Origin of the sequence: Buttiauxella cochleicola (assembly GCF_021283185.1) — a bacterium.
Lineage (GTDB): Bacteria > Pseudomonadota > Gammaproteobacteria > Enterobacterales > Enterobacteriaceae > Buttiauxella > Buttiauxella massiliensis.
On record NZ_JAJSOS010000003.1, the window covers coordinates 212,048 to 235,532 of the forward strand.

Below are 23,485 nucleotides of genomic sequence, written 5' to 3' on the forward strand. Positions count from 1 at the left end.
ATTAAGGAGCCTTGCGTGGAAACCCACGAAATTTATCTTCCTGAGCGTTTTGATGACGCCAGTCTGAAAGAAAAGATTTTCTTCAGCGCCATTAGTTTGTTCGCTGAATTTGGCCTTAACGGCGCACGCATGGAACAGATTGCCGAGAAAGCCAACACCACAAAGCGGATGGTCGTCTATCACTTCAAAAGCAAAGAGCTGCTCTATGTTCAGGTGCTTGAGTATGTGTATACCCAAATTCGCAGTTGTGAGCGCAAGCTCAATCTCTCAGACCAGCCGCCGGTAGAAGCAATGGTGGAACTGGTGGAATGGACATTTGATTTCCATGCCACGCACCCAGATTTTATTCGCATCATCTGTATGGAAAACATGCAGCGCGGGCGTTTCGTAAAAGAGTCCGCTTACCTGCGCGAAATTAACCGCAGCGCACTGGAATTACTGGAAGATGTGTTAACCCGTGGGCAAGAAAAACAGTTGTTCAATAAGCAGGTTTGCGCCAAAGACGTTCACCGCCTGATCAGTAGCTTTAGTTTCTACCATGTTGCTAACAGCTATACCTTCTCCAACTTCTTTGAAGACGGAGCCGAACCGACTGACAGCACCAGCCATTACCGTGAAATGGCGGTAAAAGTGGTACTGCGCTACATCGGGCCGTAAATAACCGTATTTTTGGATGCTTTAAGAACTCTCCGAACCTCAACAGGCCCAGAGAAAGCGGTATACTCGGCGGAAATTCTCCTGCAATGCAGGTTATCGAAAAAGAGTATAAAAGATGAAAGCAAGCAATCGTGTTATATGCGCTCTGGCGCTGGCAACGTCCGTGTTTACCGGCCAGGCGATGGCATCAAGCTGGCAAGATCAACTCTCCAGCGCGGCAACAGAGTTGAGCAAAACCACCACCTCCAGCGGTAGCACCGCAACAACCGGCAACTCTATGGCGTCATTGACCAGCCTGCTCGGCGGCGGCACTAAAGCCCTGAGTTCAGACAGTATGACGAATGCGGCAGGTATTTTGCAGTACTGTATGAAGAACAAACTGGTATCAGCAACCAACCCTGAAAACATCAAAAATCAGTTGATGGATAAATTAGGTTTAGATAGCGGCACAAAGCAAACTCCACCAGAAGATTACACTCAGGGTTTGATGGGCTTGCTGAACACCGGTAAAGGCCAGCAATTGGATCTGAAAACCATCGGTAATTCACCGCTGGCAGAAAAAGTGAAAACTCAGGCGTGTGATTTTGTCCTGAAGCAAGGCGTAAATTATCTGTCTTAATCAGATTACCTGCCCCTGATACCGGGGGCAGATTCAGGATTTCACATTAATTTCCAGCACCGCATAGACACCATCACTGGGTAACGTAACGGTGACATTTTTCAAATCGACACCCGCTGCAATAATAATATCTCTTAGCTCAGGCAATGTGCGCGGATAGAGTGTGGGCCAGCCGATACAGCGCAATAAAAAGGCAAGCTGTGGGCTAGTAGTCAGCATATTGGAAATAATCAACACGCCGCCTGGTTTAACTAAGCGCAACGCATGGCGAATAAAACTCACCGCTTCAGATGTCGAAAAATATTCGAAAATCCCCAGTCCATCAACGAGCTCAGCTGATTGTTCACCCAGTTCCTGAACCAGCTTGTCACTGAAAATCATCCGGTCGAATAAATTCCTCATTAACAGCTGAAAATGATGCCCTTCCACCAGGCCATATTGAGTCGCAAGCCCACGGGCAAATTTCAGCGACTGCCTGTCGTGATCAACCAGCAATATGGTGAATTTCTGCGCGCGTAATTTCGCACCACGCAATGCTCTGAGCACGGGTACCGCTGCACCACAGGCAAGACTTATCCAGTTGCCGGTAACATGATTATTGATATACACATCAGCAATCGCCGACATCACTTTCGCTCGTGAACGAACACCTTGAGCATCATTGGCATGTATAAACCATGCCCGGCTGTTGCTATCTATTTCCCTTCCGCTTATCAGGCGCTCAGCAAGCGGATGCTGCACAGACCATAGTGAAAGAGCGGTAGGAACCAACTGGCAACGCCACTCTTCAAGTGCGGGACGATTTATAAAAGCTTGTTCTGACAGCTTGTTTCGGTAGCGTATCCGTCGCATTCCCTGGCCATCCAGAAAAATTTCCGGGGCTTCGAGTGTCGGATCACCTTCTAACTGCTGGTTGATATCATCAATCTGCTCTAAAACCTGATCTTTCATCGGCCAGCTATCGCTTATATCACTGTAAGAGATATGTTTAATGGCCAGATCCGCAGGTACAGAGCCCGGGATCACTGAGAGAAAAGGCTGCCAGGACATGTTAAACCTCAACACACGTTTTCTTTCAGTCTAGAAAACCCAGGGTTATTCACCGTCAGCAGAAAGTTGTAATTTACGGGCACCCTCACCCTGCTTTACACAGGATGAGGGCTGGGAATTTAACGTAAAAATGACTCGGTCAGTTTGACCCAATATGTCGCGCCACCCGAAATGCAGGCATCGTTAAACTGATACAAAGGATGGTGAACCGAGTAATCATTATTGCCGGTTGCCGTACCAAGCCATAAATAGCAGCCCGGAACTTCTTCAAGCATGAATGAAAAGTCTTCACTGCCCATCGCACTTTTCACCTGCGCAGGATCGGCAACTTTATCGGATCCAAAAACGTCGCGTGCTATCTGGAGTGCAAACTCAGTCTGTTGAGGATCATTCACCGTCACCGGGTAGCCGAAGTCCACCGCGATTGACGCCTTCACTCCGAAGCTTTCCGCCTGAGCGTGCACCAACTTATCAATACGCAGCTTTACCGCCTCACGTACTTCAGCTTTAAAAGTACGCATATTCAGTTTTAGCACCGCACTGTGAGGGATGATGTTGTGCGTAGTACCGCTTTGCAGACTCCCCACCGTCACTACAGCAGAATCCTGCGGATCCACATTGCGCGACACAATGGTTTGCAACGCCATCACGATCGAGGCACCTGCAACGGTAGGATCAATACAATGTTCAGGCATCGATCCGTGGCCGCCTTTGCCTTCAAGAGTGATCGTCATGCTGTCTGACGAGGCCATCAAGGCACCGGGTTTGGTGGCGATCTCACCCGCAGGCAGCAATGGGAAGTTGTGCAGACCAAATACCGCATCACAAGGGAATAGCTTAAATAAACCATCATCAATCATGCGCTTAGCCCCACCGATGGACTCTTCCGACGGTTGGAAAATCAGGTGCAGCGTGCCGTTGAACGGGCGGTGTTCTGCCAGATACCGTGCCGCCGACAGCAAAATCGCGCAGTGCCCATCATGCCCGCAAGCGTGCATTTTCCCCTCGTTCACGCTCGCCCACGGCAACCCAGTTTGCTCCTGCATCGGCAGTGCATCCATATCGGCACGGATCCCCAGACGCTTACCGCCATTCCCGACTTTTAACGTCCCTACCACGCCTGTTCCGCCCAGGCCGCGATGCACCTCGTAACCCCATCCCGTCAGCAACTGGGCGATACGATCGCTGGTGCGGAACTCCTCAAAACCTAATTCCGGGTGTTGATGAAAATCACGGCGGATAGCAATCATCTCTTCTTCGTGGTCGAGAATTTCTTTAATCAGCATAGGGTTATTCCTTTTTATTCATCACAGAAAGTTTTGCGTTCATGCCAGGCAATCAATGCACCGAATGTCACTACCGCGCAGAACATCAAATACCAGGCCGGAGCCATCGGTTGCCCGGTGACTTTTAACAGCCAGGTCACGATCAATTGCGCGAATCCCCCAAACAGCGTGACACCAATGGCATAAACCATAGCCATACCAGAAGCACGAACCGCTTTCGGGAAGGCTTCGAGGATCAACAAGAAAAAGGCGGCGGAACTGATATTGGCGAGGATCTGATCCACGGCAATCAGCGCCAGGGTAATACCGAGCGGCGCACCGTGCAGAATGGTGGCAAAGATCGGCCAGATCAGGGCAAATGATCCTAATGCGCAGGCGATCAAAATCGGTTTGCGCTTAGGTAATTTATCCGCCAGCTTGCCACCGAAGAATGGCACCACCAGCGTTAATGCCGCTGCCGTCAAACTCACCCACCACGACGTGCTGGCAGGCATATGCAGCGTGTTAACCATATAAGCGGGCATGTAGTAGATGATGATGTAAAACGTAGTGGTGCCTTTCATCACCAGCAAAATGCCCAGTAACAAAGCACGGCGGTGTTCACGCCATAATGTGAGAGTCGGGCTTTCTGCGCTAACGGTTGGCGTCACTGTGTGAGTTTCAGCAAGCTGGCGGCGGATATACAAGCCAATCGGCATAATCGCCAGGCCAACAATAAACGGGATGCGCCAGCCCCAGTCGTAAAGCTGCTGCTCGCTCAGGACATGGCTTAAGCCCGCGCCCATCGCCGCACCAAAAAGTGCCGCACCGCCCTGGCTTGTCATCTGCCAGCTGACACGCGCGCCGCGACGAGATTTGTCCCCGGCTTCCATCAACCATGAGGTCGCCGCCCCTACTTCCCCGCCTGCAGAGAAACCCTGCAGCATGCGCCCGGCAACCAATACGACAGGAGCTAAGATCCCCGCCTGGTTATAGGTCGGCGCAAAGGCCACCATCATTACCCCCAGGGACATGAGCCCGAGGATCAGCGTCATCGCCGATTTACGTCCATGTTTGTCGGCATAGCTCCCTAACACCATGCTACCTAGTGGGCGCATCACAAATCCAACCCCAAAGGTCCCCACCGCCAGCAGTAACGAGGTGTAGTCATTGGAGCTTGGGAAAAAGAGATGACCAATGATCACCGAGAAAAAGCTGTAAACCGCAAAGTCGTAAATCTCGAGGCCATTGCCGAGAGTAACTGCCACCAACGACTTAGCGTTAGCGCGCTCCGGGACCAACGGCGCATCATACGGAAGCGAGGCTGACATCTCGGCATCCACCTGGGCATAGCTGACACGCTGTTTCATGCTCACGTCCTTCTTTGTTACTCAGATGTAAACAACTGGGAGGGGTTGTTTTAACTATCTGCATAAAAAAAGAACATTACAATCATAAAAATTAGTTATGCCTTTGGTTATCTTATTTGTATTGTAAGAGAGCAAATTTTGCACCACGGTGATGATTCTGGCGGGACGGAAAATTGAAAATCAAACTAAATCAGTTAGATATTTTGTTGGAAGTTGCCGCGCAAGGCAGCATCGGTAAAGCGGCAAAGGCGTTACACCTCACACAACCCGCGATTTCTAAAACAATTCAGGAAATGGAAGCTGAAATCGGCATGCCGATTCTGCAACGCTCATCACGCGGCGTAACATTAAATGAGTATGGGCAGGTTTTGCTGCGTCATGCACGGGACATCGATCGTTCGCTACATCAGGCACGGGATGAAATCGACAATCTGCTTGGCAAAGCCATGCGCCAGTTACGGGTAGGTTTTACTTCTGCCGCATCCTACGGGCCATTTACCAACACGCTGATTCAATTTCAGGCTCGTTATCCCGGCGTGAAACTCATCGTAATGGAAGGCCGCCCGCAGCAAATTCACGACGCGCTTGAGAACCAGCGACTGGATATTGCCGTGATTACCACCGCCAGCAATGCGGTGCAAAACGGTATGTATTACGAAACGCTATACGCTTTGAGCAACACAGTGATTGCCGGAATTAAGCACCCCGTAACGCACACCACCTCTTTGAAGAAATTGATGGATTACCCGTGGCTGGACTGGGACGAACCCGGTGAGCATTCGATTCTAGGGCAAGTTTTTCGTCGTTATAACCTACCGCTACCGCAAAACATTATTCACTGCTCATCGCCGTGGATTATGGCCCGTATGATGGAACAGACGGATGCGGTAAGTATGTGGACGTCAGTGCGTCTGCGCTTTCCCGGCTACAGCCCGAACCTGCGTCCGCTGGTGTTACGCGAAGTGCTTCCCGCCAGCAGCATCTGCATTTTGTGCCCCAATATCGCTCGTCTCTCAACGGCTGGAAATACCTTTATGGAAATGCTGAGGATTAATACACGCGACTGGTTGCAGGATAGCGATGCTCTGGAGATGGTGGTGCGGGTTTAAATGTTTTACTGCGGGCAGGCTACAAAGCCTGCCCGCATGACTCACAAGTTAGCTCAAATCAGAACCGTTACTGGCAATCACTTTCTTGTACCAGTAAAACGATTTTTTGCGCGTGCGGGCGAGCGTGCCGTTACCCTGGTCGTCGCGGTCAACGTAGATAAAGCCGTAACGCTTGCTCATTTCCCCGGTCGAAGCCGATACCAAATCAATGCAGCCCCAGGATGTGTAACCCATAACCGGGATACCGTCGTCGATAGCATCTGCCATCGCTTTGATGTGTTCACGCAAATAACTGATGCGATAGTCGTCGTTGATGTGACCCTGCTCGTTAATTTCGTCTTTTGCACCGAGTCCGTTTTCCACCAGGAATAACGGTTTCTGGTAACGGTCGTACATCATGTTCATGGTGATGCGCAGACCCAGAGGATCAATACCCCACCCCCATTCACTCGCTTGAATATGGGGGTTTTTCAGGGATTTCACGATGTTTGCCGCATTGCTGTTTTGATCGTTCATATCGGCCGAAGCGCAACGCGAAGCGTAGTAACTGAATGAGACAAAATCGACGGTATTTTTAAGGATTTCGTCATCACCAGGCTGCACTTCAAGCTCAAAACCTTTCTCGCGGAACAAGCGTTTGGTATAAGCCGGATAAGCACCACGCGCCTGTACATCAATAAAGAATAGGTTCTCACGGTCTTTTTCCAGCGCCGCCCAGACATCTTCAGGCTTGCAGGAGTACGGGTAGAAATTCCCACCCGCTAACATACAGCCAACCTGATTGTTCGGATTCACTTCGTGGGCAATTTTGGTCGCCAGGGCGCTTGCCAGCAGTTCGTGGTGCGTCGCCTGGTACTTCACTTGTTCTTTATTATCGCCTTCTTCGAATACCAGACCTGCGCCAGAGTATGGGCTGTGCAGCAAGATATTGATTTCGTTGAAAGTGAGCCAGTACTTCACCAGTCCATCGAACGCTTCAAAACAGGTGCGCGCATAGCGGGTGAAAAACTCCACCATTTTGCGGTTACGCCAGGAACCATACTCTTTCACCAGATGCATTGGCACATCGAAATGGCACAGCGTGACCAGCGGTTCGATGCCCTGTTTTTTGCACTCGGCAAACATGTCACGGTAAAAAGCGATGCCTTCCGCATTAGGTGTTAACTCGTCGCCATTCGGATAAATACGGCTCCAGGCAATGGAAGTACGAAATACGGTGAAACCCATTTCGGCCATCAGCGCGATGTCTTCTTTGTAACGATGATAGAAATCGATACCGACATGACTCGGGTAGTATTCGTCATCACGCAAGCTAAAACGCTTTTCGATACCCAGTTTTACCGACATACGGTCTTTACCATGCGGGATGGTATCAACCGTGGTTAGCCCTTTACCGCCTTCAAGATATGCGCCTTCAGCCTGGTTCGCCGCAATCGCACCGCCCCATAAAAAATCCTTCGGAAATATAGATTCGCTCATGAGATTCCTCTTCTAAATTAATTAGCGCTTACGGATGCAACAACGGCGTTTGGCTGTACTTGTTCTTTCTCTTTACTTTGCTCTTGTTCAACCGGGATATCTTCGAAGCCCAGTAACAGTGTCAGGAAGAAAGAGAGCACAACCGCCAGGATCATCACGCCAAACACCCATACGATGCTCATTGGATTCGCCGGGTCAAAGAACTGCACGCTGGTAAATAAGCCTGGTGAGGCCATTGAATGGCTCGCAAGCCCGCCAATTCCGGCGACCGCACCGCATACAAAACCACTGATAAGTGCCGCAATCAGTGGACGTTTCAGACGCACCGCCACACCGTAAAGTGCAGGTTCAGAAATCCCCGCCACAATCGCCGATGCTGCTGCAGCCAGCGCCGTCTGGCGCAATTCCGGGTTTTTCGTTTTCCATGCAACAGCCAGAGATGAACCGCCGAGTGACAAGTTGGCACCGATTTCAGATGGCATAACCATCCCTTCTTTGCCTGTCTCTGCGATGGTTTGAATAATAGATGGTGTAAATACACGGTGCATGCCGGTCATCACCAGCAGCGGCCACAGCGCGCCCATAATCGCAACCGACAGCCAGCCCAAATAGCTATGAATGGTGTAAACCAGTGATGAAATACCGGTACCAATCCAGATACCCAACGGACCAATTAGCATGATGGCAATCGGTGCGGAGATAAGCACAATCAGCATCGGTTTGAGGAAGTTTTTCGTTACTGCAGGTGTAATGCGATCAACCCATCTTTCGATATAAGAGAGAATCCATGTCATGCACAGCGCTGGGATAACGGTATAAGTGTATTTCACCGCAGTGACCGACATCCCCATAAATTCAACGTGTTGGCCTTGTGCTGCCTTCGCCATCAAATCAACAAAGTTTGGGTGAACCAGCACGCCAGCAATGGCGATAGCCAGCGACATATTGGTTTTGAATTTAACCGCCGCAGAAGCCGCGACCATGACTGGCAGGAAGAAGAACGCGCCATCACCAATCACATTCAGAATGACGAGTGTTGAGGAGCCTTTTTCAAAGACGCCCGTCATGTCCAGAATCATGGCGAGCAATTTCACCATCGAGCCGCCAATAATGGCTGGAATCAGCGGTGACATGGTGCCAATCAATGCATCCAGAATCCCGGCACCAATGCGTTTCAGGGTGATTTTGCCTTTCCCTTGTGCAGGCTCGGCTGGCTGCATACCTTCTGGCAGGAGTTTTAGCACTTCAGCGTAGGCCTGAGAAACCGTGTTACCGATAATCACCTGGCACTGATTTTCACTACGAACAACACCCATCACGCCATTGATAGCTTTCAGTTTTGCAGTATCTACGATGCTGTCGTCATTTAGTACGAACCGCAAACGCGTCATGCAATGAGTCACCGCGCCAACGTTACCTGCGCCACCAATTGCGTCGACTATCGACTGAGATACTGCCGCATAATTCTTAGCCATGAGTTATCACTCTTTTTATTTAAATTCATGATGTTATGAATATATTTTCCGGTGACACCGCATCGACTTGTAGGGAGTCCGAGAAATAGGTAACCGGTTCCACATTAGATTGACCAGGCAAAACAAACAGATCAAACACTAATTTTACATATTGTTAATTTTGTGATTACGATCGCCATAACCAGCCTTTTAAGGCCACTAACACCGCTTTCATACCCTAAATAATTCGAGTTGCTTCGAGGCGGCAAGGGAATGAGTCCCTGGGAGCTTACTTAAGTAAGTGACCCGGGCGAGATCACGCAGCCAACAAAGAAGCAGCTTGAAATATGACGGGTATGGGGCAGTATTTTGTCGCCGCGGAATGTGTAAAATGGCCGCATTCATAAAAGCCAGGAAGCTCCAATGTCGACAATGCTAGAAGTGGCAAAAAAAGCCGGTGTCTCAAAAGCCACTGTTTCACGTGTTCTGTCCGGGAAGGGATACGTCAGCGAAGCCACGAAAGAGCAGGTCTACAAAGCCATTGAGGAGGCGGGGTATCGGCCCAATTTACTGGCACGTAATCTGGCGACCAATAAATCGGAATGCATTGGTTTAGTGGTCACCAACACGCTTTATCACGGCAGTTATTTCAGCGAAATACTTTCTCAGGCGGCGAAGAAATTAGAAGACAATGGTCGCCAGCTTATTCTGGTCGATGGTAAACACAGTGCGCAGGAAGAAAGGGAAGCTATTCAGTTTCTGCTCGATTTACGCTGCGATGCGGTCATTATTTACCCGCGTTTTTTAACCATTGATGAAATGGATTTGATTATTGAGCAGCATAAAAAACCCATTATGGTGGTTAACCGAAAATTAAGAAAAAACCAAAGCCACTGCGTTTTTTGTGATCATAAAGGCTCCAGTTTCCAGGCAACAAAATATCTTATTGAGCGCGGGCATCGCGATATTGCCTTTATTACCGGCTCAATGGACTCCCCTACCGCTATTGAGCGTTTATCAGGCTATAAAGAAGCATTAAATCAATATGATATTGGTGTAAATGAAGATCTGATTGCACAAGGAAAATGGACGCCAGCCAGCGGAGTGGCGGCAGTTGAAACGTTGCTTGCGCGCAAAAACAAGATCAGCGCAATCCTCGCCAGTAACGATGAAATGGCGGTTGGTGCAATGAAACAATTAAACGATATGGGTATTTCTGTTCCTCATGAAATATCAATTATCGGTTTCGATAATATACCTACCGCACCTTATCTCTCACCTGCTTTAACCAGTATCAAAGATCCGGTGAGCGATATGATAAGCGAGGTGATCAACCGCTTAATATCGATGCTAGATGGTGGATATTTGTCGAAAGAGAATGTGTTCACATCGGATTTGTTAGCGAGAAATTCAGTGATTGACGGGCCATTTAAAGATAAATAAAAGCGGCGCGAACTGCGCCGCTTTATACATCACTCTGCGACTTTAACAATCACCTTGCCAAAGTTCTTGCCGCTCAACAAACCGCGGAATGCTTCCACGCTGTGTTCCAGGCCATCAACAATATCTTCGCGGAACTGGATTTTTCCTTCCGCCAGCCACTGGCTCATCTGCTTAAAGAATTGCGGGTAACTGTCGCTGTAATCCTGAGAAATAATAAAGCCTTGCACACGCAGGCGTTTTTTAAGGATCGTGCCCATCAGCAGCGGTAATCTGTCCTGTTCAAACGCACTATTAGCCCCGTTGTACTGGCTGATAACACCACATACCGGCACACGTGCTTTGGTGTTCAGCAGTGGCAGAACCGCATCAAACACGGCGCCGCCGACATTTTCAAAATAGACATCAATGCCTTTGTCACAGGCTTTTTTCAGCTGTTCGGCAAAATCCGGGGCTTTGTGGTCAATGCAGGCGTCAAATTTCAGCGTTTCAGTGACGTAACGGCATTTATCCGCGCCCCCTGCAATCCCTACGACTTTTGCGCCCAGCAGTTTTGCCACTTGCCCGACAACCGAACCCACTGCACCGCTGGCTGCCGCGACCACCACGGTTTCTCCGGCTTTTGGCTGGCCAATATCGGTCAGCCCCATATACCCGGTAAAACCAGGCATGCCGAGCAAACCAAGCGCATATGAAGGGTGCTGCATATTCGGATCGAGTTTTTGCACATCGCTGCCATCAGACAACGCGTAATCCTGCCAGCCGGTATAGGCCAGAACCAGGTCGCCATCTTTATAGTCCGCATGTTGAGATTTTTCGACACGGCAGACGGTGCCTGCACCAATGACATCGCCAATAGCCAGCGGTGCGGAATAAGACTCGGCATCATCCATACGCCCGCGCATATACGGATCAAGAGATAAATAGAGCGTACGCAGCAGTAATTGTCCTGCAGCGGGTTGCGGGACAGGCGCTTCTTCCAGCTTGATATCTTGACTGGTCGGCATGCCTTGCGGGCGTTTCGCCAGCACAAAGCGGCGGTTAATCTGGGACGACTGAGTCATAACGCTCTCCATTGATAGGGTCGTGAGTAAAAATTCAATTAGTCCCAGACTAGCTAATAATCCACCGACATGGGGTGAAAAATGTGCCATTTAACATCAATGCAAAACCGTCACGGCATCTTCCAGACGCGTTGCCCGATGTTTCACCATCGCCGACACTTCTGCGCTTTCTTCGACCAGCGCCGCATTTTTCTGCGTGATGGCGTCCAGTTCTGCGACCGCACGCGTTAAATCAGAAAGCCCTTCCGCCTGTTCGGAAGTGGCGTGGCTAATTTGCCCCAGCAACTGCGTGACGTTGCGCACCTGCTCCACAATGTCATTCATGGTGCGCCCCGCGGCGTGAACCTGAACGGTGCCGGACTGTACTTTACTGGCGCTGGCATCAATCAGTTTGCGGATATCGTTTGCCGCCGTGGCACTGCGTTGCGCCAGGTTTCTCACTTCTCCGGCAACTACAGCAAAGCCTTTGCCCTGCTCTCCGGCTCGTGCTGCTTCCACCGCCGCGTTAAGCGCCAGGATATTGGTCTGGAAGGCAATGTCATTGATAAGGCTGGTAATGGAGCCGATACGTTGCGTACTGTCGGCGATGTCATCCATGGTAGTCACAACAGTTTCCATCGCCTTGCCACCGTGGGCTGCGGCCTCGCTCGCGGAACTTGAAAGCTTATCAGCGGCTGCGGCAGTTTCTGAATTGTTCTGCACCGACACCGCCATCTGGCCCATAGTGGTAACGGTTTGCTGCACGTTGACCACCGACTGGCGCGTGCGCTCATTGAGCTCCACATTGCCCTGGGCCAGCGTTTCGCTGCCGCTGCGCACGTTCTCAACCTGATGGCTGACATCATGAATTAGCCAGCGGCACATCAAACCTAGCTGGCCAATGGCACGCAGCGTCATACCAATTTCATCCGTTCGCGCAAGATGCTGCACACGCTGTTGATTTCCGGTGGCGACTTCCAGCGCCTGGCGGGCGACATTTTCCAACGGGCGGGCAATTTGCCATTCGAGCAGCAAGCAAGCCACCACACTCGCCAGCGCGCTAATCAACACCGGAAGCGAACCCAGACCTAACGATAAAGAAGCGGCCATCATCAGCACAAACACGCAACTCATGATCATACGAATACGGCCCCGCAGCCGTAACGCGGGTAATTTCCCCAGCCAGCTTTTACGCAAAACCAGGCCTTTAAACAGGCTACGTTTGCAGCGCCCTTCTTTGAGCGCTTTATAGAGCGGCTCGACCGCGGCGATCTCTTCAGGCTTCGCTTTAGTGCGAATTGACATATAGCCCGTCGTCTTGCCATTGCGAACCACCGGCACAACATTCGCCCTTACCCAGTAATAGTCGCCGTTTTTGCGCTGATTTTTAACGATACCGGTCCAGGGTTCTCCTTTTTGCAGGGTGAACCACATATCGGCAAAGGCGGCTTTGGGCATATCGGGATGCCGCACGAGGTTGTGGGGCTGCCCGGTGAGTTCATGAAGCTGGTAACCACTCACCTGCACAAATGCGTCGTTCGCATGGGTGATTGTGCTTTTTAAATCGGTTGTCGACATCAATGTCGTGTCGTCATCAAGCAGGTATTCATGCTGTGTAGCAGCCGCGCGCGCAGTCATAGCAACTCCCTTGGCAGGTTATCCAATTGTTAATATTTTTAGTTGTATTGTTATTTCGGCGCTGCAAAATTTTACTTTAGCGGTTAAACTTGACGGCGATCACACTTTTTTAACTAAGCCATATTTTTTATAATGATTTTGGATGGGGAGCACATTTCCCATTAATTTCATGAAGTTATTAATGAAAATGTCATAGTGACGCTAAGTGCTGGAGTTTTGACCTTCAATTTGCAATCGGCACACTACACTTAGTACGGGGCCGTTTCGCCCCCGCAAGGAAAAAGAGGATAATAATGTTAAAAAGGAAAAAGAAAGTCAGACCTATTAAGGTCAGTGACGTCACCATCATCGACGATAGTCGCCTTAAAAAGGCAATTACCGCCGCCTCGCTTGGCAATGCGATGGAATGGTTTGATTTCGGCGTATACGGCTTTGTTGCTTACGCCCTCGGTAAGGTTTTCTTCCCGGATGCCAGCCCTAGTGTGCAGATGATTGCCGCACTGGGTACCTTCTCCGTTCCCTTCCTGATTCGCCCGTTGGGTGGCCTGTTCTTCGGCATGCTCGGTGACAAATATGGGCGCCAGAAGATCCTGTCCATTACCATCATCATTATGTCATTGAGTACCTTCTGTATTGGCCTGATTCCGTCGTACGCGACTATTGGTATCTGGGCGCCAATCCTGTTGTTACTTGCGAAAATGGCGCAAGGGTTCTCAGTGGGTGGTGAATACACTGGTGCTTCGATATTTGTCGCCGAATACTCACCAGACCGTAAACGCGGCTTTATGGGCAGTTGGCTGGACTTCGGTTCCATCGCCGGTTTTGTCTGTGGTGCGGGTGTCGTGGTGCTGATTACCGCTATCGTCGGTGAAGCTAACTTCCTTGAATGGGGCTGGCGTCTGCCGTTCTTCCTGGCGTTACCATTAGGGATTATCGGCCTGTATCTGCGCCATGCACTGGAAGAAACTCCAGCGTTCCAGCAGCACATCGAAAAGCTTGAACAAGGCGATAAAGAAGGTCTGACTGATGGCCCAAAAGTCTCGTTCAAGGAGATTGCGACCAAACACTGGCGCAGCCTGCTGACCTGTGTCGGTATCGTGATTTCGACCAACGTGACTTACTACATGTTGCTCACGTACATGCCGAGCTACCTGTCGCACAACCTGCATTATTCCGAAGAACACGGCGTGTTAATCATCATCGCCATTATGATTGGGATGCTGTTTGTGCAGCCGATGATTGGCCTACTGAGTGACCGTTTTGGCCGCCGTCCATTTATCGTCGTCGGTAGCCTGGCATTGCTTGTTCTGGCGATCCCGGCCTTTATTCTGATTAACAGTAATGTGCTGGGGCTGATATTCGCCGGGCTGCTGATTCTGGCAGTCGTGCTGAACTGCTTCACCGGGGTGATGGCTTCGACTCTGCCCGCCATGTTCCCGACGCATATTCGTTACAGTGCCTTAGCCAGTGCCTTTAATATTTCGGTGCTGGTTGCGGGTGTGACCCCAACGGTTGCGGCGTGGTTAGTGGAATCGACCGAAAACCTGATGATGCCAGCGTATTATCTGATGGTGGTGGCGGTTGTCGGTTTGATTACTGGATTGACGATGAAAGAGACGGCGAATAAACCGTTAAAAGGCGCAACACCTGCGGCCTCTGATATCGCCGAAGCGCGTGAAATTGTTCAGGAACACCACGATAACATCGAGCAAAAAATCGAAGATATCGACCGTGAGATTGAAGAATTACAGGCGAAGCGTACCAATCTGGTGGATCAGCACCCGCGCATCAACGAGTAATTTCTGACTGATACAATTTTGACTGCTATAAGGACGCCGGGTATATGCCCGGCGTTTTCATTTCTGCATTACCGCTTACACCTCTGTCTCTTAGTCACATCTCCGTGAGTCGTGAGACAGTTCCGTTCACCCGGTGTTCAGTGTTTCATGTGGCCACTGTACCGGTGAACGTCTTAGGGTGGCCACCGTCGCCACCCTAAGAACCCGGACTCCCGGCAAATCAATCGCCGCAAGCGGTAAACACCGTTTTTCACCCAACATTCGCGGTCGTTCGCGACTCGTTTATTCGGCACATCCCTGTGCCGAACCACTTCGTGGCCAACGCAAGCGTTGTTCAAAAATGTTCCTGACATTTTTGTCCGACGATCGCTCACTCACGTGGCTCCCGGCCACGTGACCCCGACTGAAGGGTGAAAAACGGCGCGATTGAAGCCGGAACCTAAGGTCAACGTCAAAACCCAAAGACAGCACCGAGCCGGTTTTGACCTTGTTCCCGGTATAAATTGCCCCAGTGTTCCCCATAAGTCAGGGTTGAGCTGCCGGGAGCAGCGAAAGAGAGCGATCGTCGGGAACGAGTCGCGAACGACCGTGATGTTGGGGATAAGCTGGGGTTTACCGCGCAGCGGCAATTTAATGACCGGGCGCCTGGATTATCAAGGGATTGGCGTTAATCCCTTGATACGTTCACCGTGTGCAGGAATTAAAGAGATAACTGAACGCACGGGTGAACGGAAAATCAACGAGGCTTACAGATCTCACTCTGACAAAATTGCTCGAGTAAGTTGCGTATAAGAGACAGCTCATTCCTGGTGGGAATGGGTTATACCTTATGTTTATAAGCAAAGTATTATTTGGACTTTGTGAATATCCATTACTCACCTAACGTAACCCAGTCCGCGAATAACAACTCATAAAGAATTCCTCTCTTTTACGCAGGGTGCAATATGCAAAGAAAAATACTGCCGTTAATGCTCTTAGCTGCAATCTCCGCAAGCAGCTTTGCCGCCACACCGCCAAATACTTTAATTGTTGCCCAGGGACTGGACGATATCGTCAGCCTTGATCCTGCTGAAGCGAATGAACTGTCGAGCATTCAAACGGTGCCGAGCCTTTACCAGCGCCTGGTGCAGGCCGACCGTGAAGACCCGGCTAAAGTGGTCGCGGTGCTGGCTGAAAGATGGCAGGGCGATGCGGCTAACAAAAAACTGACCATTAAACTGCGCCCGGATGCCAAATTCTCATCGGGCAATCCGCTGCGCCCTGAAGACGTGATCTTCTCTTATACCCGTGCAGTTACGCTCAATAAGTCCCCGGCGTTTATCCTTAACGTCCTGGGCTGGCAGCCAGACAACATCGCCAGCCAGTTGAAAAAGGTCGATGACCACACGCTGGAATTGCACTGGACGGCTGATGTTAGCCCGGCGGTAGCACTGAATATTCTCTCCACGCCGATTGCCTCTATCGTGGATGAAAAAGCCGTTACCCCGAACGCGAAAGCGGGTGATTTCGGCAACGAATGGCTGAAAATGCACTCTGCGGGCAGTGGCCCATTCAAGATGCGTGTTTACCAGCCGCATCAGGCCATTGTGTTAGACGCGAACCCAACCTCACCGGGTGACGCGCCTAAAGTTAAAAATATCATTATTAAAAACGTGCCAGACCCTGCCGCTCGCCGCTTGCTGATTCAGCAAGGTGACGCGGATATTGCCCGTGACCTGGGTGCGGATCAGACCAGCGCGCTCGAAGGAAAACCGGGCGTCAAAGTGCTGAGCATCCCTTCTGCCGAGCAGAACTATATGGTGTTCAATGCGGGTAACGATGCAAATCCGTTGCTGAAAAACCCTGCCCTCTGGGAAGCCTCTCGTTATCTGGTGGATTACCAGGGCATCACCAAAGATCTGTTGAAAGGCCAGTACTTTATTCACCAAAGTTTCTTGCCGGTTGGTTTCGCCGGGGCTCTGGACAACAATCCATTCAAATTTGACCCGGCAAAAGCGAAAGAGATCCTCGCCAAAGCAGGTATCAAAGACGCGCACTTCACGCTGGATGTAGAAAATAAACCACCGTTTATCACCATCGCGCAGTCTATGCAGGCAAGCTTTGCTCAGGGCGGTGTGAAGATTGATCTTCTGCCAGCCGCGGGCAGCCAGGTGTACGCTCGTGTTCGTGCTAAACAGCATCAGGCGGCAATTCGTCTGTGGATCCCGGATTATTTTGACGCCCACTCCAACGCCAGTGCCTTTGCTTATAACGATGGCAAAGCAAGTACCGTTGCAGGTTTAAACGGCTGGCAAATCCCGGAGTTGAGCAAGCAAACTCTGGCCGCAGTTGCGGAAGCTGACCCGGCGAAACGCCTGGATCTGTATAAAAAAATACAGGAAGAAGTTCAGCACAATTCGCCGTACGTATTTGTTGATCAGGGTAAAACCCAGATCGTGGTGCGTGAGAATGTGAAGGGCTACCAGCAAGGTTTGAATGCGGATATGGTGTATTACGATCGAGTGAGCAAATAACTGCTTTGTCTCCTTTCTCTTATAGGGGGAAGGAGACAATCCGCGAAATATGTTTAAGAAGAGTTCCGCATGTCAGACATCTCCACCCTTTCAGCCTCGAGTCGCTTAAGCCGCTCATTGTTGACGCTGCTCCAGGGGCTGTTTACCCTGGCGCTAACGATTATCGGTTTACTGCTTATCACTTTTGCCCTGTCGGCACTTTCTCCAGTGGATCGTGTACTGCAAATCGTTGGCGATCATGCAAGCCAGGCCACTTACGATCAGGTGCGCCACCAGCTTGGTCTGGACCAGCCCCTTCCCGTTCAGTTCTGGCATTACCTGACCAGTCTTGCTCATGGAGATTTAGGCACCGCCAGCGCCACTGGGCAGCCTGTATTACACGATTTACTCGCCGCCTTCCCGGCAACACTTGAACTTGCGACCCTCGCGCTGATTATTGGCAGCGTTATGGGCGTTATTTTTGGTGTGCTTTGTGCTCGATTTGCCGGCTCACCATGGGATTTAGCAGTGCGCACGTTCACACTGCTTGGCAATTCAGTCCCTATCTTCTGGTTGGGTCTACTGATGCTGGCGTTTTTCTATGCACGGCTTCAATGGAGTGCCGGGCCGGGGCGTCTGGACGATATTTATCAGTACAGCGTGGAGGCCAAAACAGGCTTTGTGTTGGTCGATACCTGGCTATCTGGCGATCGTGATGCCTTCCTGAATGCTATCAATCACCTCACGTTACCCGTGTTACTACTTGCCTATTATTCGCTGGCCAGTATTACCCGCCTCACACGTACCGCTTGTCTGAGCGAAATGAACAAAGAGTACATCACGCTGGCACGCGCCAAAGGCGCCGGGGAGATGGCGATTCTGGTGCGCCATGTGCTGCCCAATATTCGCGGCACATTGTTTACGGTTATTGCGCTGGCGTACACCAGCATGCTTGAAGGTGCGGTACTGACTGAAACGGTCTTTTCCTGGCCGGGTATTGGGCGCTATCTCACCACCGCTCTATTTGCGGGCGACACCACAGCGATTATGGGCGGCACACTGTTGATTGGCGTGTCGTTTGTCATTATCAACAATCTGACTGACGTGCTGGTGCGTGTCACCGATCCGAGGGTGCGCTAATGCCGTCTTATCTCTTTTTACGCCGCACATTGCGCTCACCGGCGGCACTGTGCGGGTTAATCATCATTACCCTGCTAGTGCTGATTGCCATCTTCGCTCCGCTACTCGCACCGTTTGATCCGAACTGGCAGGATGCCGCAGCACGTCTGCAGGCACCCAATGCTCAGCACTGGTTGGGCACCGATAGCTATGGTCGCGACCTGCTCTCACGTCTGATTTATGGCTCACGCCCTGCTCTTGGCCTGGTGTTGCTGGTCACAGTGATAACGCTCCCCGTTGGGCTGCTGATCGGTATTCTTTCGGGCTATTACGGCGGTTGGCTGGAGCGTGTGTTAATGCGTTTTACCGACGTCGTTATGTCGATGCCACGCCTGATTCTGGCCTTTGCTTTTGTGGCAATGCTTGGCCCAAGCCTTGTGAATGGCGCTCTGGCGCTGGCACTCACCACCTGGCCTGCCTATGCACGTCAGGCCCGGAGCGAAATTCAGCGTCTGCGCCATAGCGACTATCTCGCCGCCGCAGAAATGATGGGAATTCGTGGAACGCGCCTTTTAGCAGGTCACATTCTGCCGCTGTGTTTACCTTCGGCGATTGTGCGCCTGGCGCTCGACTTAGCCGGGATTATTCTAGCCGCAGCCGGGTTAGGTTTCTTAGGCCTGGGAGCCAGACCGCCAATGGCAGAATGGGGGTCGATGATCGCTGACGGTATGCAGGTTATTTTCGATCAGTGGTGGATTGCCGCAATTCCAGGTACCGCCATTTTGATTAGCAGCCTGGCGTTTAACTTACTGGGTGATGGATTACGCGACGTGCTGGAGCCTGGAAATGACTGAGAATCGTATTGAAGTCAGTGGATTAAACATTGATTATCCGGGCGCTCGGGTCGTGAATAATCTCTCATTCACGCTAGGTAACGAACGACTGGCATTGGTAGGCGAATCGGGATCGGGTAAATCGATGACCGCCAGAGCGTTAATGGGTCTGGTGCGTAAACCGGGCAAGGTAAGCGCAACTCAGCTCAAAGTATTAGATAACGATCTGCTCAGTATGCGTAACCGTGACTGGCAACGCCTGCGTGGTAATGATATCGCGATGGTTTTACAAGACCCGCGCTACGCACTCAACCCGGTGAAAAGCGTTGCACAGCAAATTGATGAAGCACTGCGCTTGCATCAAAAGCTATCTGGTTCACAGCGCCGTGAGCGGATCCATGAAGTGATCGGCGCTGTTGGGTTACAGGAAAATGTGCTGTCACGCTACCCGGCAGAACTCTCCGGCGGCATGGGGCAACGCGTGATGATCGCAATCGCTCTGGTCAACAATCCAAAAGTGTTGATCGCCGACGAACCGACTTCTGCGCTGGATGCTCGTCTGCGCAACCAGATTCTGGAACTGCTGGTTGAACAGTGCGAGCAGCGCCAGATGGCAATGTTGCTGATAAGCCACGATCTGCCGCTTGTTGCACAGCATTGCCAACGTGTACTGGTGATGTATCAGGGACAAAAAGTGGATGAGATGGCAGCCAGTCAGCTTGCCACAGCAACACATCCTTATACCCGTACGCTCTGGACATGCCGCCCTAACGCTGCAACTTACGGCATGATGCTACCGACTTTAGACCGCAGCCAGAATTTACAGGGAGAACATCATGGCGATCGTTGAAGTCAGTAATCTATGCGTGCAATTTAGCGCGAAAGGCCAGACCAAAACCGCCGTTCGCGATGCCAGTTTCGCTATTAATTCAGGGGAAACATTCAGTTTAATTGGCGCATCAGGGTGTGGGAAATCTACTATTTTGCGCGTCCTCGCGGGTTTACAACGCGAGTGGCAAGGTGGCGTAAAACTGCTGGATGGGGTAATTAAACCCGGCGTGCGTTTTCAGGGTGATTTGCGCCGCAACGTGCAAATGGTGTTTCAGGACCCGTATGCCTCTTTGCATCCTAATCACAACATTTACCGCACGCTTGCTGAGCCGCTAACGATTCATGGGGAAGTGCAAATAGCCGATCGCGTGGAAGAGGCGCTCCTACAGGTAGGGCTACCAACGGATGCAATGAAGCGCTATCCGCACCAGCTTTCCGGCGGGCAGCGCCAACGCGTGGCCATTGCCCGAGCGCTGCTGTTGCGGCCTAAAATTCTGCTGCTTGATGAACCCACTTCGGCACTCGATATGTCGGTGCAGGCCGAAATTCTCAATCTGTTAAATCGCCTCAAACAACAGTTCGGCATGACCTATCTGCTCGTTAGCCATGATGCCGATGTGATTGCGCATATGTCGGACCGCGCAGCATATATGGCAGGCGGCATCATTAAACATGAGTTTGACCGCGCCGCTCTGGTGCGAGGTGAGCACCGCATGGATGCCGCGTAAGCGGCAACCTGTAAACGCACCAATAAGCAGCATGACGCATGGTTATGGTGCAATAAAACCAGATATCACATAGCAAACTCGCCTCTGACCAGCATATTTAGCCGCAAAACGTGACCCTTTGTGATTAATTATTACGCAATCCCAAATCCCCCAGATCGTTTATCCTGATTTTTGTTAGGGGAAGCGAAGTGGCGTATTCCCTGCAATACTTGTTATGTGTATCGCGTGATACGCCATTCCCAGGAGCACATTTTGAACAGGTTACCGACTAGCGCTTCGGCTCTTGCCTGCACAGCGCACGCTTTGAACATCATCGAAAAGAAGACACTCACCCATGAGGAGATGAAAGCGCTAAACCGAGAGGTTATCGAAAACTTCCAACAGCATGTGAATCCGGGTTTTCTTGAGTATCGCAAATCAGTGACCGCCGGCGGGGATTACGGAGCCGTAGAGTGGCAAGCGAGTAGTTTAAATACGCTTGTCGACACCCAGGGTAAGGAATATTTAGATTGTCTGGGTGGGTTCGGCATTTTTAACGTGGGGCACCGTAATCCAACAGTGGTATCCGCCGTACAGCATCAGCTAGAAAAACAACCCCTGCACAGTCAGGAGCTGCTCGACCCTTTACGGGCGATGCTTGCCAAAACACTCGCGACCCTCACTCCGGGTAAACTCAAATACAGCTTCTTTAGCAACAGCGGTACAGAATCGGTTGAAGCCGCGATTAAACTCGCCAAGGCCTATCAATCTCCACGCGGGAAATTTACCTTTATCGCAGCCAGTGGCGCATTTCATGGCAAATCTCTCGGGGCGTTGTCAGCAACAGCAAAATCGGCTTTCCGTAAACCGTTTATGCCGTTACTTCCGGGTTTCAGGCATGTTCCGTTCGGCAATATAGACGCGATGCGTACTATGTTAAGCGAATGCCGTAAAACCGGCGATGATGTCGCGGCCGTAATCCTTGAACCTATTCAAGGTGAAGGCGGCGTGATTATCCCACCAGCAGGTTATTTACCGGCGGTTCGTAAATTATGTGACGAATTTGGCGCACTACTGATTTTTGATGAAGTGCAAACCGGTATGGGACGTACGGGCAAAATGTTCGCCTGTGAACATGAGAACGTGCAGCCTGATATTTTATGCCTCGCCAAAGCACTCGGCGGTGGCGTAATGCCGATTGGTGCCACCGTTGCGACAGAAGAAGTATTTTCTGTGCTGTTTGATAATCCTTTCCTGCACACCACAACATTTGGCGGCAACCCGCTGGCCTGCGCGGCTGCACTTGCAACCATTCATGTGCTGCTTGAGCAGAATCTACCGGCACAAGCGCAACAGAAAGGACAACTGTTGGTGGATGGCTTCCAGGCTCTGAAACGCGAGTTTCCGGAACTGGTGGTTGATGCCCGCGGGCAAGGTTTGTTGATTGCCATCGAGTTTAGCGACAACGAAATTGGCTATAACTTTGCCAGCGAAATGTTCCGCCAGCAGGTGCTGGTCGCCGGAACGCTCAACAATTCGAAAACCATTCGTGTTGAGCCTCCACTGACTATCACGATTGAGCAGTGTGAACATGTGTTGGGCTGTGCGAGGAAGGCTTTGCAGGGATTACGTGTAACAAAGCGTGAAATGGCAGGAATAGCTGATTAGCAACTAGAGCAATAGTTCCTATGGAACTATTGCTCTTGCGCTCTCAATTTTTTCACGTTAATTATTTTGTAAAATAAGGGTGTGAACATACGACGCAGACGATTTCTAACTTTTACTTTGAATGGTCTGTTGGCCATAATCTTTAACCATATTTCTTTCTTTTTCTTTATATGGTTCTCATCAATACCATCTTCAAGAATAACAGATTGTTGCGCATGTTCAGCTAAAGTTACTGGCTCAGGATAAACTGCTAACGTCTTAATCGCTGAATAGTCTTCGAAAAGCTGCCACTTATCTGCAACCATCCATACAGGGAAAAGTAATTTTTCCAGGTTACGAGCGGCCTCAAGATTAATCATATAAGCATGAGTGGTGGTTGCATGGTAAACAGGATAAATTGCATATTGATGATTAATATCCAGAATTTTTTTATCTATAATTCTATTTGTTTTACTCAATAACAATACTTTCGGTTCATCGTTATAGTTAGCTAATGGGTCAACCTCTACTAACGTTTTAACTATGTCTGATAGCAATGCATCATCTTCTAAAATCAGCGCTGTTTTTATTCCTTCATCAATCATTTTACGATAAATATAAATATGACTGAGAGCGCAACCTACCTCACCTGGCTTAACTGCATAGCAGTCCTTTTGAGTCACGGCTGCGAGTTCTTCTTGAGAAAATTTCCTGCCGTCTACAGCATTAAATATTTCAAAAGGAAGGCCTAATTTCTCGCACTGTAAAGAGATGGATTGTCTTCTTTCAACAGAGCCTTCAAGGTTTACGATAAAAATCTTCATCACGGTAATCATCCCTGATAAATATAAAATTGCACCCGGCAAAAGGTGCCATCAAAGTATGCGCATCATTATAAAGACGTATCGACAAAAATCTCTCTAAACTTACCTC

General features: G+C 50.4%; 19 protein-coding genes. 11 read left to right on the forward strand and 8 right to left on the reverse strand.

Going from position 1 to position 23,485, the window contains the following annotated elements:
- Positions 1 to 15: 15 nt before the first annotated feature.
- Together LVQ76_RS06340 and LVQ76_RS06345 are read left to right on the forward strand one after the other, a co-directional pair.
- Positions 16 to 657: a TetR/AcrR family transcriptional regulator gene (locus tag LVQ76_RS06340; protein ID WP_226811976.1), complete on the forward strand. Its 642-nt coding sequence runs from the start codon at positions 16 to 18 to the stop codon at positions 655 to 657.
- Between the two features lie 115 nt (positions 658 to 772).
- Positions 773 to 1,276: a YjjA family protein gene (locus LVQ76_RS06345; protein WP_232921237.1), complete on the forward strand. Its 504-nt coding sequence runs from the start codon at positions 773 to 775 to the stop codon at positions 1,274 to 1,276.
- 33 nt (positions 1,277 to 1,309) lie between these two features.
- Here the strand turns inward: LVQ76_RS06345 and LVQ76_RS06350 are convergent, their stop codons facing one another.
- The 3 genes from LVQ76_RS06350 to LVQ76_RS06360 form a co-directional block, all read right to left on the reverse strand.
- Positions 1,310 to 2,326: a class I SAM-dependent methyltransferase gene (locus tag LVQ76_RS06350; protein WP_232864651.1), complete on the reverse strand. Its 1,017-nt coding sequence runs from the start codon at positions 2,324 to 2,326 to the stop codon at positions 1,310 to 1,312.
- A 119-nt stretch (positions 2,327 to 2,445) separates the two neighbouring features.
- Entirely contained in the window at positions 2,446 to 3,612 is a 1,167-nt protein-coding gene (locus LVQ76_RS06355) for a M20 aminoacylase family protein (protein WP_232864652.1), read from the reverse strand.
- Positions 3,613 to 3,626: 14 nt separating this feature from the next.
- Positions 3,627 to 4,961, reverse strand: a complete 1,335-nt coding sequence (locus LVQ76_RS06360) for an MFS transporter (protein ID WP_232921238.1) — start codon at positions 4,959 to 4,961, stop codon at positions 3,627 to 3,629.
- Positions 4,962 to 5,134: 173 nt separating this feature from the next.
- Here LVQ76_RS06360 and LVQ76_RS06365 point away from each other — a divergent pair, with 173 nt between their 5' ends.
- Entirely contained in the window at positions 5,135 to 6,070 is a 936-nt protein-coding gene (locus LVQ76_RS06365) for a LysR family transcriptional regulator (RefSeq protein WP_151993053.1), read from the forward strand.
- A 48-nt stretch (positions 6,071 to 6,118) separates the two neighbouring features.
- Here the strand turns inward: LVQ76_RS06365 and LVQ76_RS06370 are convergent, their stop codons facing one another.
- Together LVQ76_RS06370 and ascF are read right to left on the reverse strand one after the other, a co-directional pair.
- Entirely contained in the window at positions 6,119 to 7,549 is a 1,431-nt protein-coding gene (locus LVQ76_RS06370; protein WP_232921239.1) for a 6-phospho-beta-glucosidase, read from the reverse strand.
- A 17-nt stretch (positions 7,550 to 7,566) separates the two neighbouring features.
- The gene (gene ascF, locus LVQ76_RS06375) at positions 7,567 to 9,024 is read right to left on the reverse strand and encodes a PTS cellobiose/arbutin/salicin transporter subunit IIBC (RefSeq protein WP_232864655.1); all 1,458 of its coding nucleotides are present in this window, start codon (positions 9,022 to 9,024) and stop codon (positions 7,567 to 7,569) included.
- A 402-nt stretch (positions 9,025 to 9,426) separates the two neighbouring features.
- Between ascF and LVQ76_RS06380 the strand changes: the two genes are divergently transcribed.
- Complete coding sequence (locus LVQ76_RS06380) at positions 9,427 to 10,446, forward strand: LacI family DNA-binding transcriptional regulator (protein ID WP_232864656.1); 1,020 nt, start codon at positions 9,427 to 9,429, stop codon at positions 10,444 to 10,446.
- Between the two features lie 29 nt (positions 10,447 to 10,475).
- On the opposite strand, the gene curA is transcribed toward LVQ76_RS06380, so the two are convergent.
- Positions 10,476 to 11,507, reverse strand: coding sequence for an NADPH-dependent curcumin/dihydrocurcumin reductase (gene curA, locus LVQ76_RS06385; RefSeq protein WP_232904501.1), 1,032 nt, complete (start codon positions 11,505 to 11,507; stop codon positions 10,476 to 10,478).
- Positions 11,508 to 11,603: 96 nt separating this feature from the next.
- Entirely contained in the window at positions 11,604 to 13,124 is a 1,521-nt protein-coding gene (locus tag LVQ76_RS06390; RefSeq protein WP_232921240.1) for a methyl-accepting chemotaxis protein, read from the reverse strand.
- 293 nt (positions 13,125 to 13,417) lie between these two features.
- Here LVQ76_RS06390 and proP point away from each other — a divergent pair, with 293 nt between their 5' ends.
- The 7 genes from proP (at position 13,418) to ygjG (ending at position 22,573) form a co-directional block, all read left to right on the forward strand.
- Complete coding sequence (proP, locus tag LVQ76_RS06395) at positions 13,418 to 14,923, forward strand: glycine betaine/L-proline transporter ProP (RefSeq protein ID WP_151993047.1); 1,506 nt, start codon at positions 13,418 to 13,420, stop codon at positions 14,921 to 14,923.
- Positions 14,924 to 15,867: 944 nt separating this feature from the next.
- A complete protein-coding gene (locus tag LVQ76_RS06400) occupies positions 15,868 to 17,436 on the forward strand; it encodes an ABC transporter substrate-binding protein (protein WP_232921241.1) in 1,569 nt (522 codons plus the stop codon).
- A gap of 69 nt (positions 17,437 to 17,505) precedes the next feature.
- Entirely contained in the window at positions 17,506 to 18,555 is a 1,050-nt protein-coding gene (locus LVQ76_RS06405) for an ABC transporter permease (protein WP_232904498.1), read from the forward strand.
- Positions 18,555 to 19,388: an ABC transporter permease gene (locus LVQ76_RS06410; RefSeq protein WP_232921242.1), complete on the forward strand. Its 834-nt coding sequence runs from the start codon at positions 18,555 to 18,557 to the stop codon at positions 19,386 to 19,388. The genes LVQ76_RS06405 and LVQ76_RS06410 overlap by 1 nt, the downstream gene beginning before the upstream one ends.
- Positions 19,381 to 20,217: an ABC transporter ATP-binding protein gene (locus LVQ76_RS06415; RefSeq protein WP_232864662.1), complete on the forward strand. Its 837-nt coding sequence runs from the start codon at positions 19,381 to 19,383 to the stop codon at positions 20,215 to 20,217. The genes LVQ76_RS06410 and LVQ76_RS06415 overlap by 8 nt, the downstream gene beginning before the upstream one ends.
- Positions 20,204 to 20,926 carry an ABC transporter ATP-binding protein gene (locus tag LVQ76_RS06420; protein ID WP_232921243.1) on the forward strand — a complete coding sequence of 241 codons (723 nt, stop codon included), beginning with the start codon at positions 20,204 to 20,206 and terminating at the stop codon, positions 20,924 to 20,926. Before LVQ76_RS06415 ends, LVQ76_RS06420 begins: the two co-directional genes overlap by 14 nt.
- Before the next feature lie 252 nt (positions 20,927 to 21,178).
- Positions 21,179 to 22,573 carry a putrescine aminotransferase gene (ygjG, locus tag LVQ76_RS06425; RefSeq protein WP_232921244.1) on the forward strand — a complete coding sequence of 465 codons (1,395 nt, stop codon included), beginning with the start codon at positions 21,179 to 21,181 and terminating at the stop codon, positions 22,571 to 22,573.
- Positions 22,574 to 22,599: 26 nt separating this feature from the next.
- Here ygjG and LVQ76_RS06430 read toward each other — a convergent pair whose 3' ends face one another.
- A complete protein-coding gene (locus LVQ76_RS06430; RefSeq protein WP_232864715.1) occupies positions 22,600 to 23,376 on the reverse strand; it encodes a glycosyltransferase family 25 protein in 777 nt (258 codons plus the stop codon).
- Positions 23,377 to 23,485 lie beyond the last annotated feature (109 nt).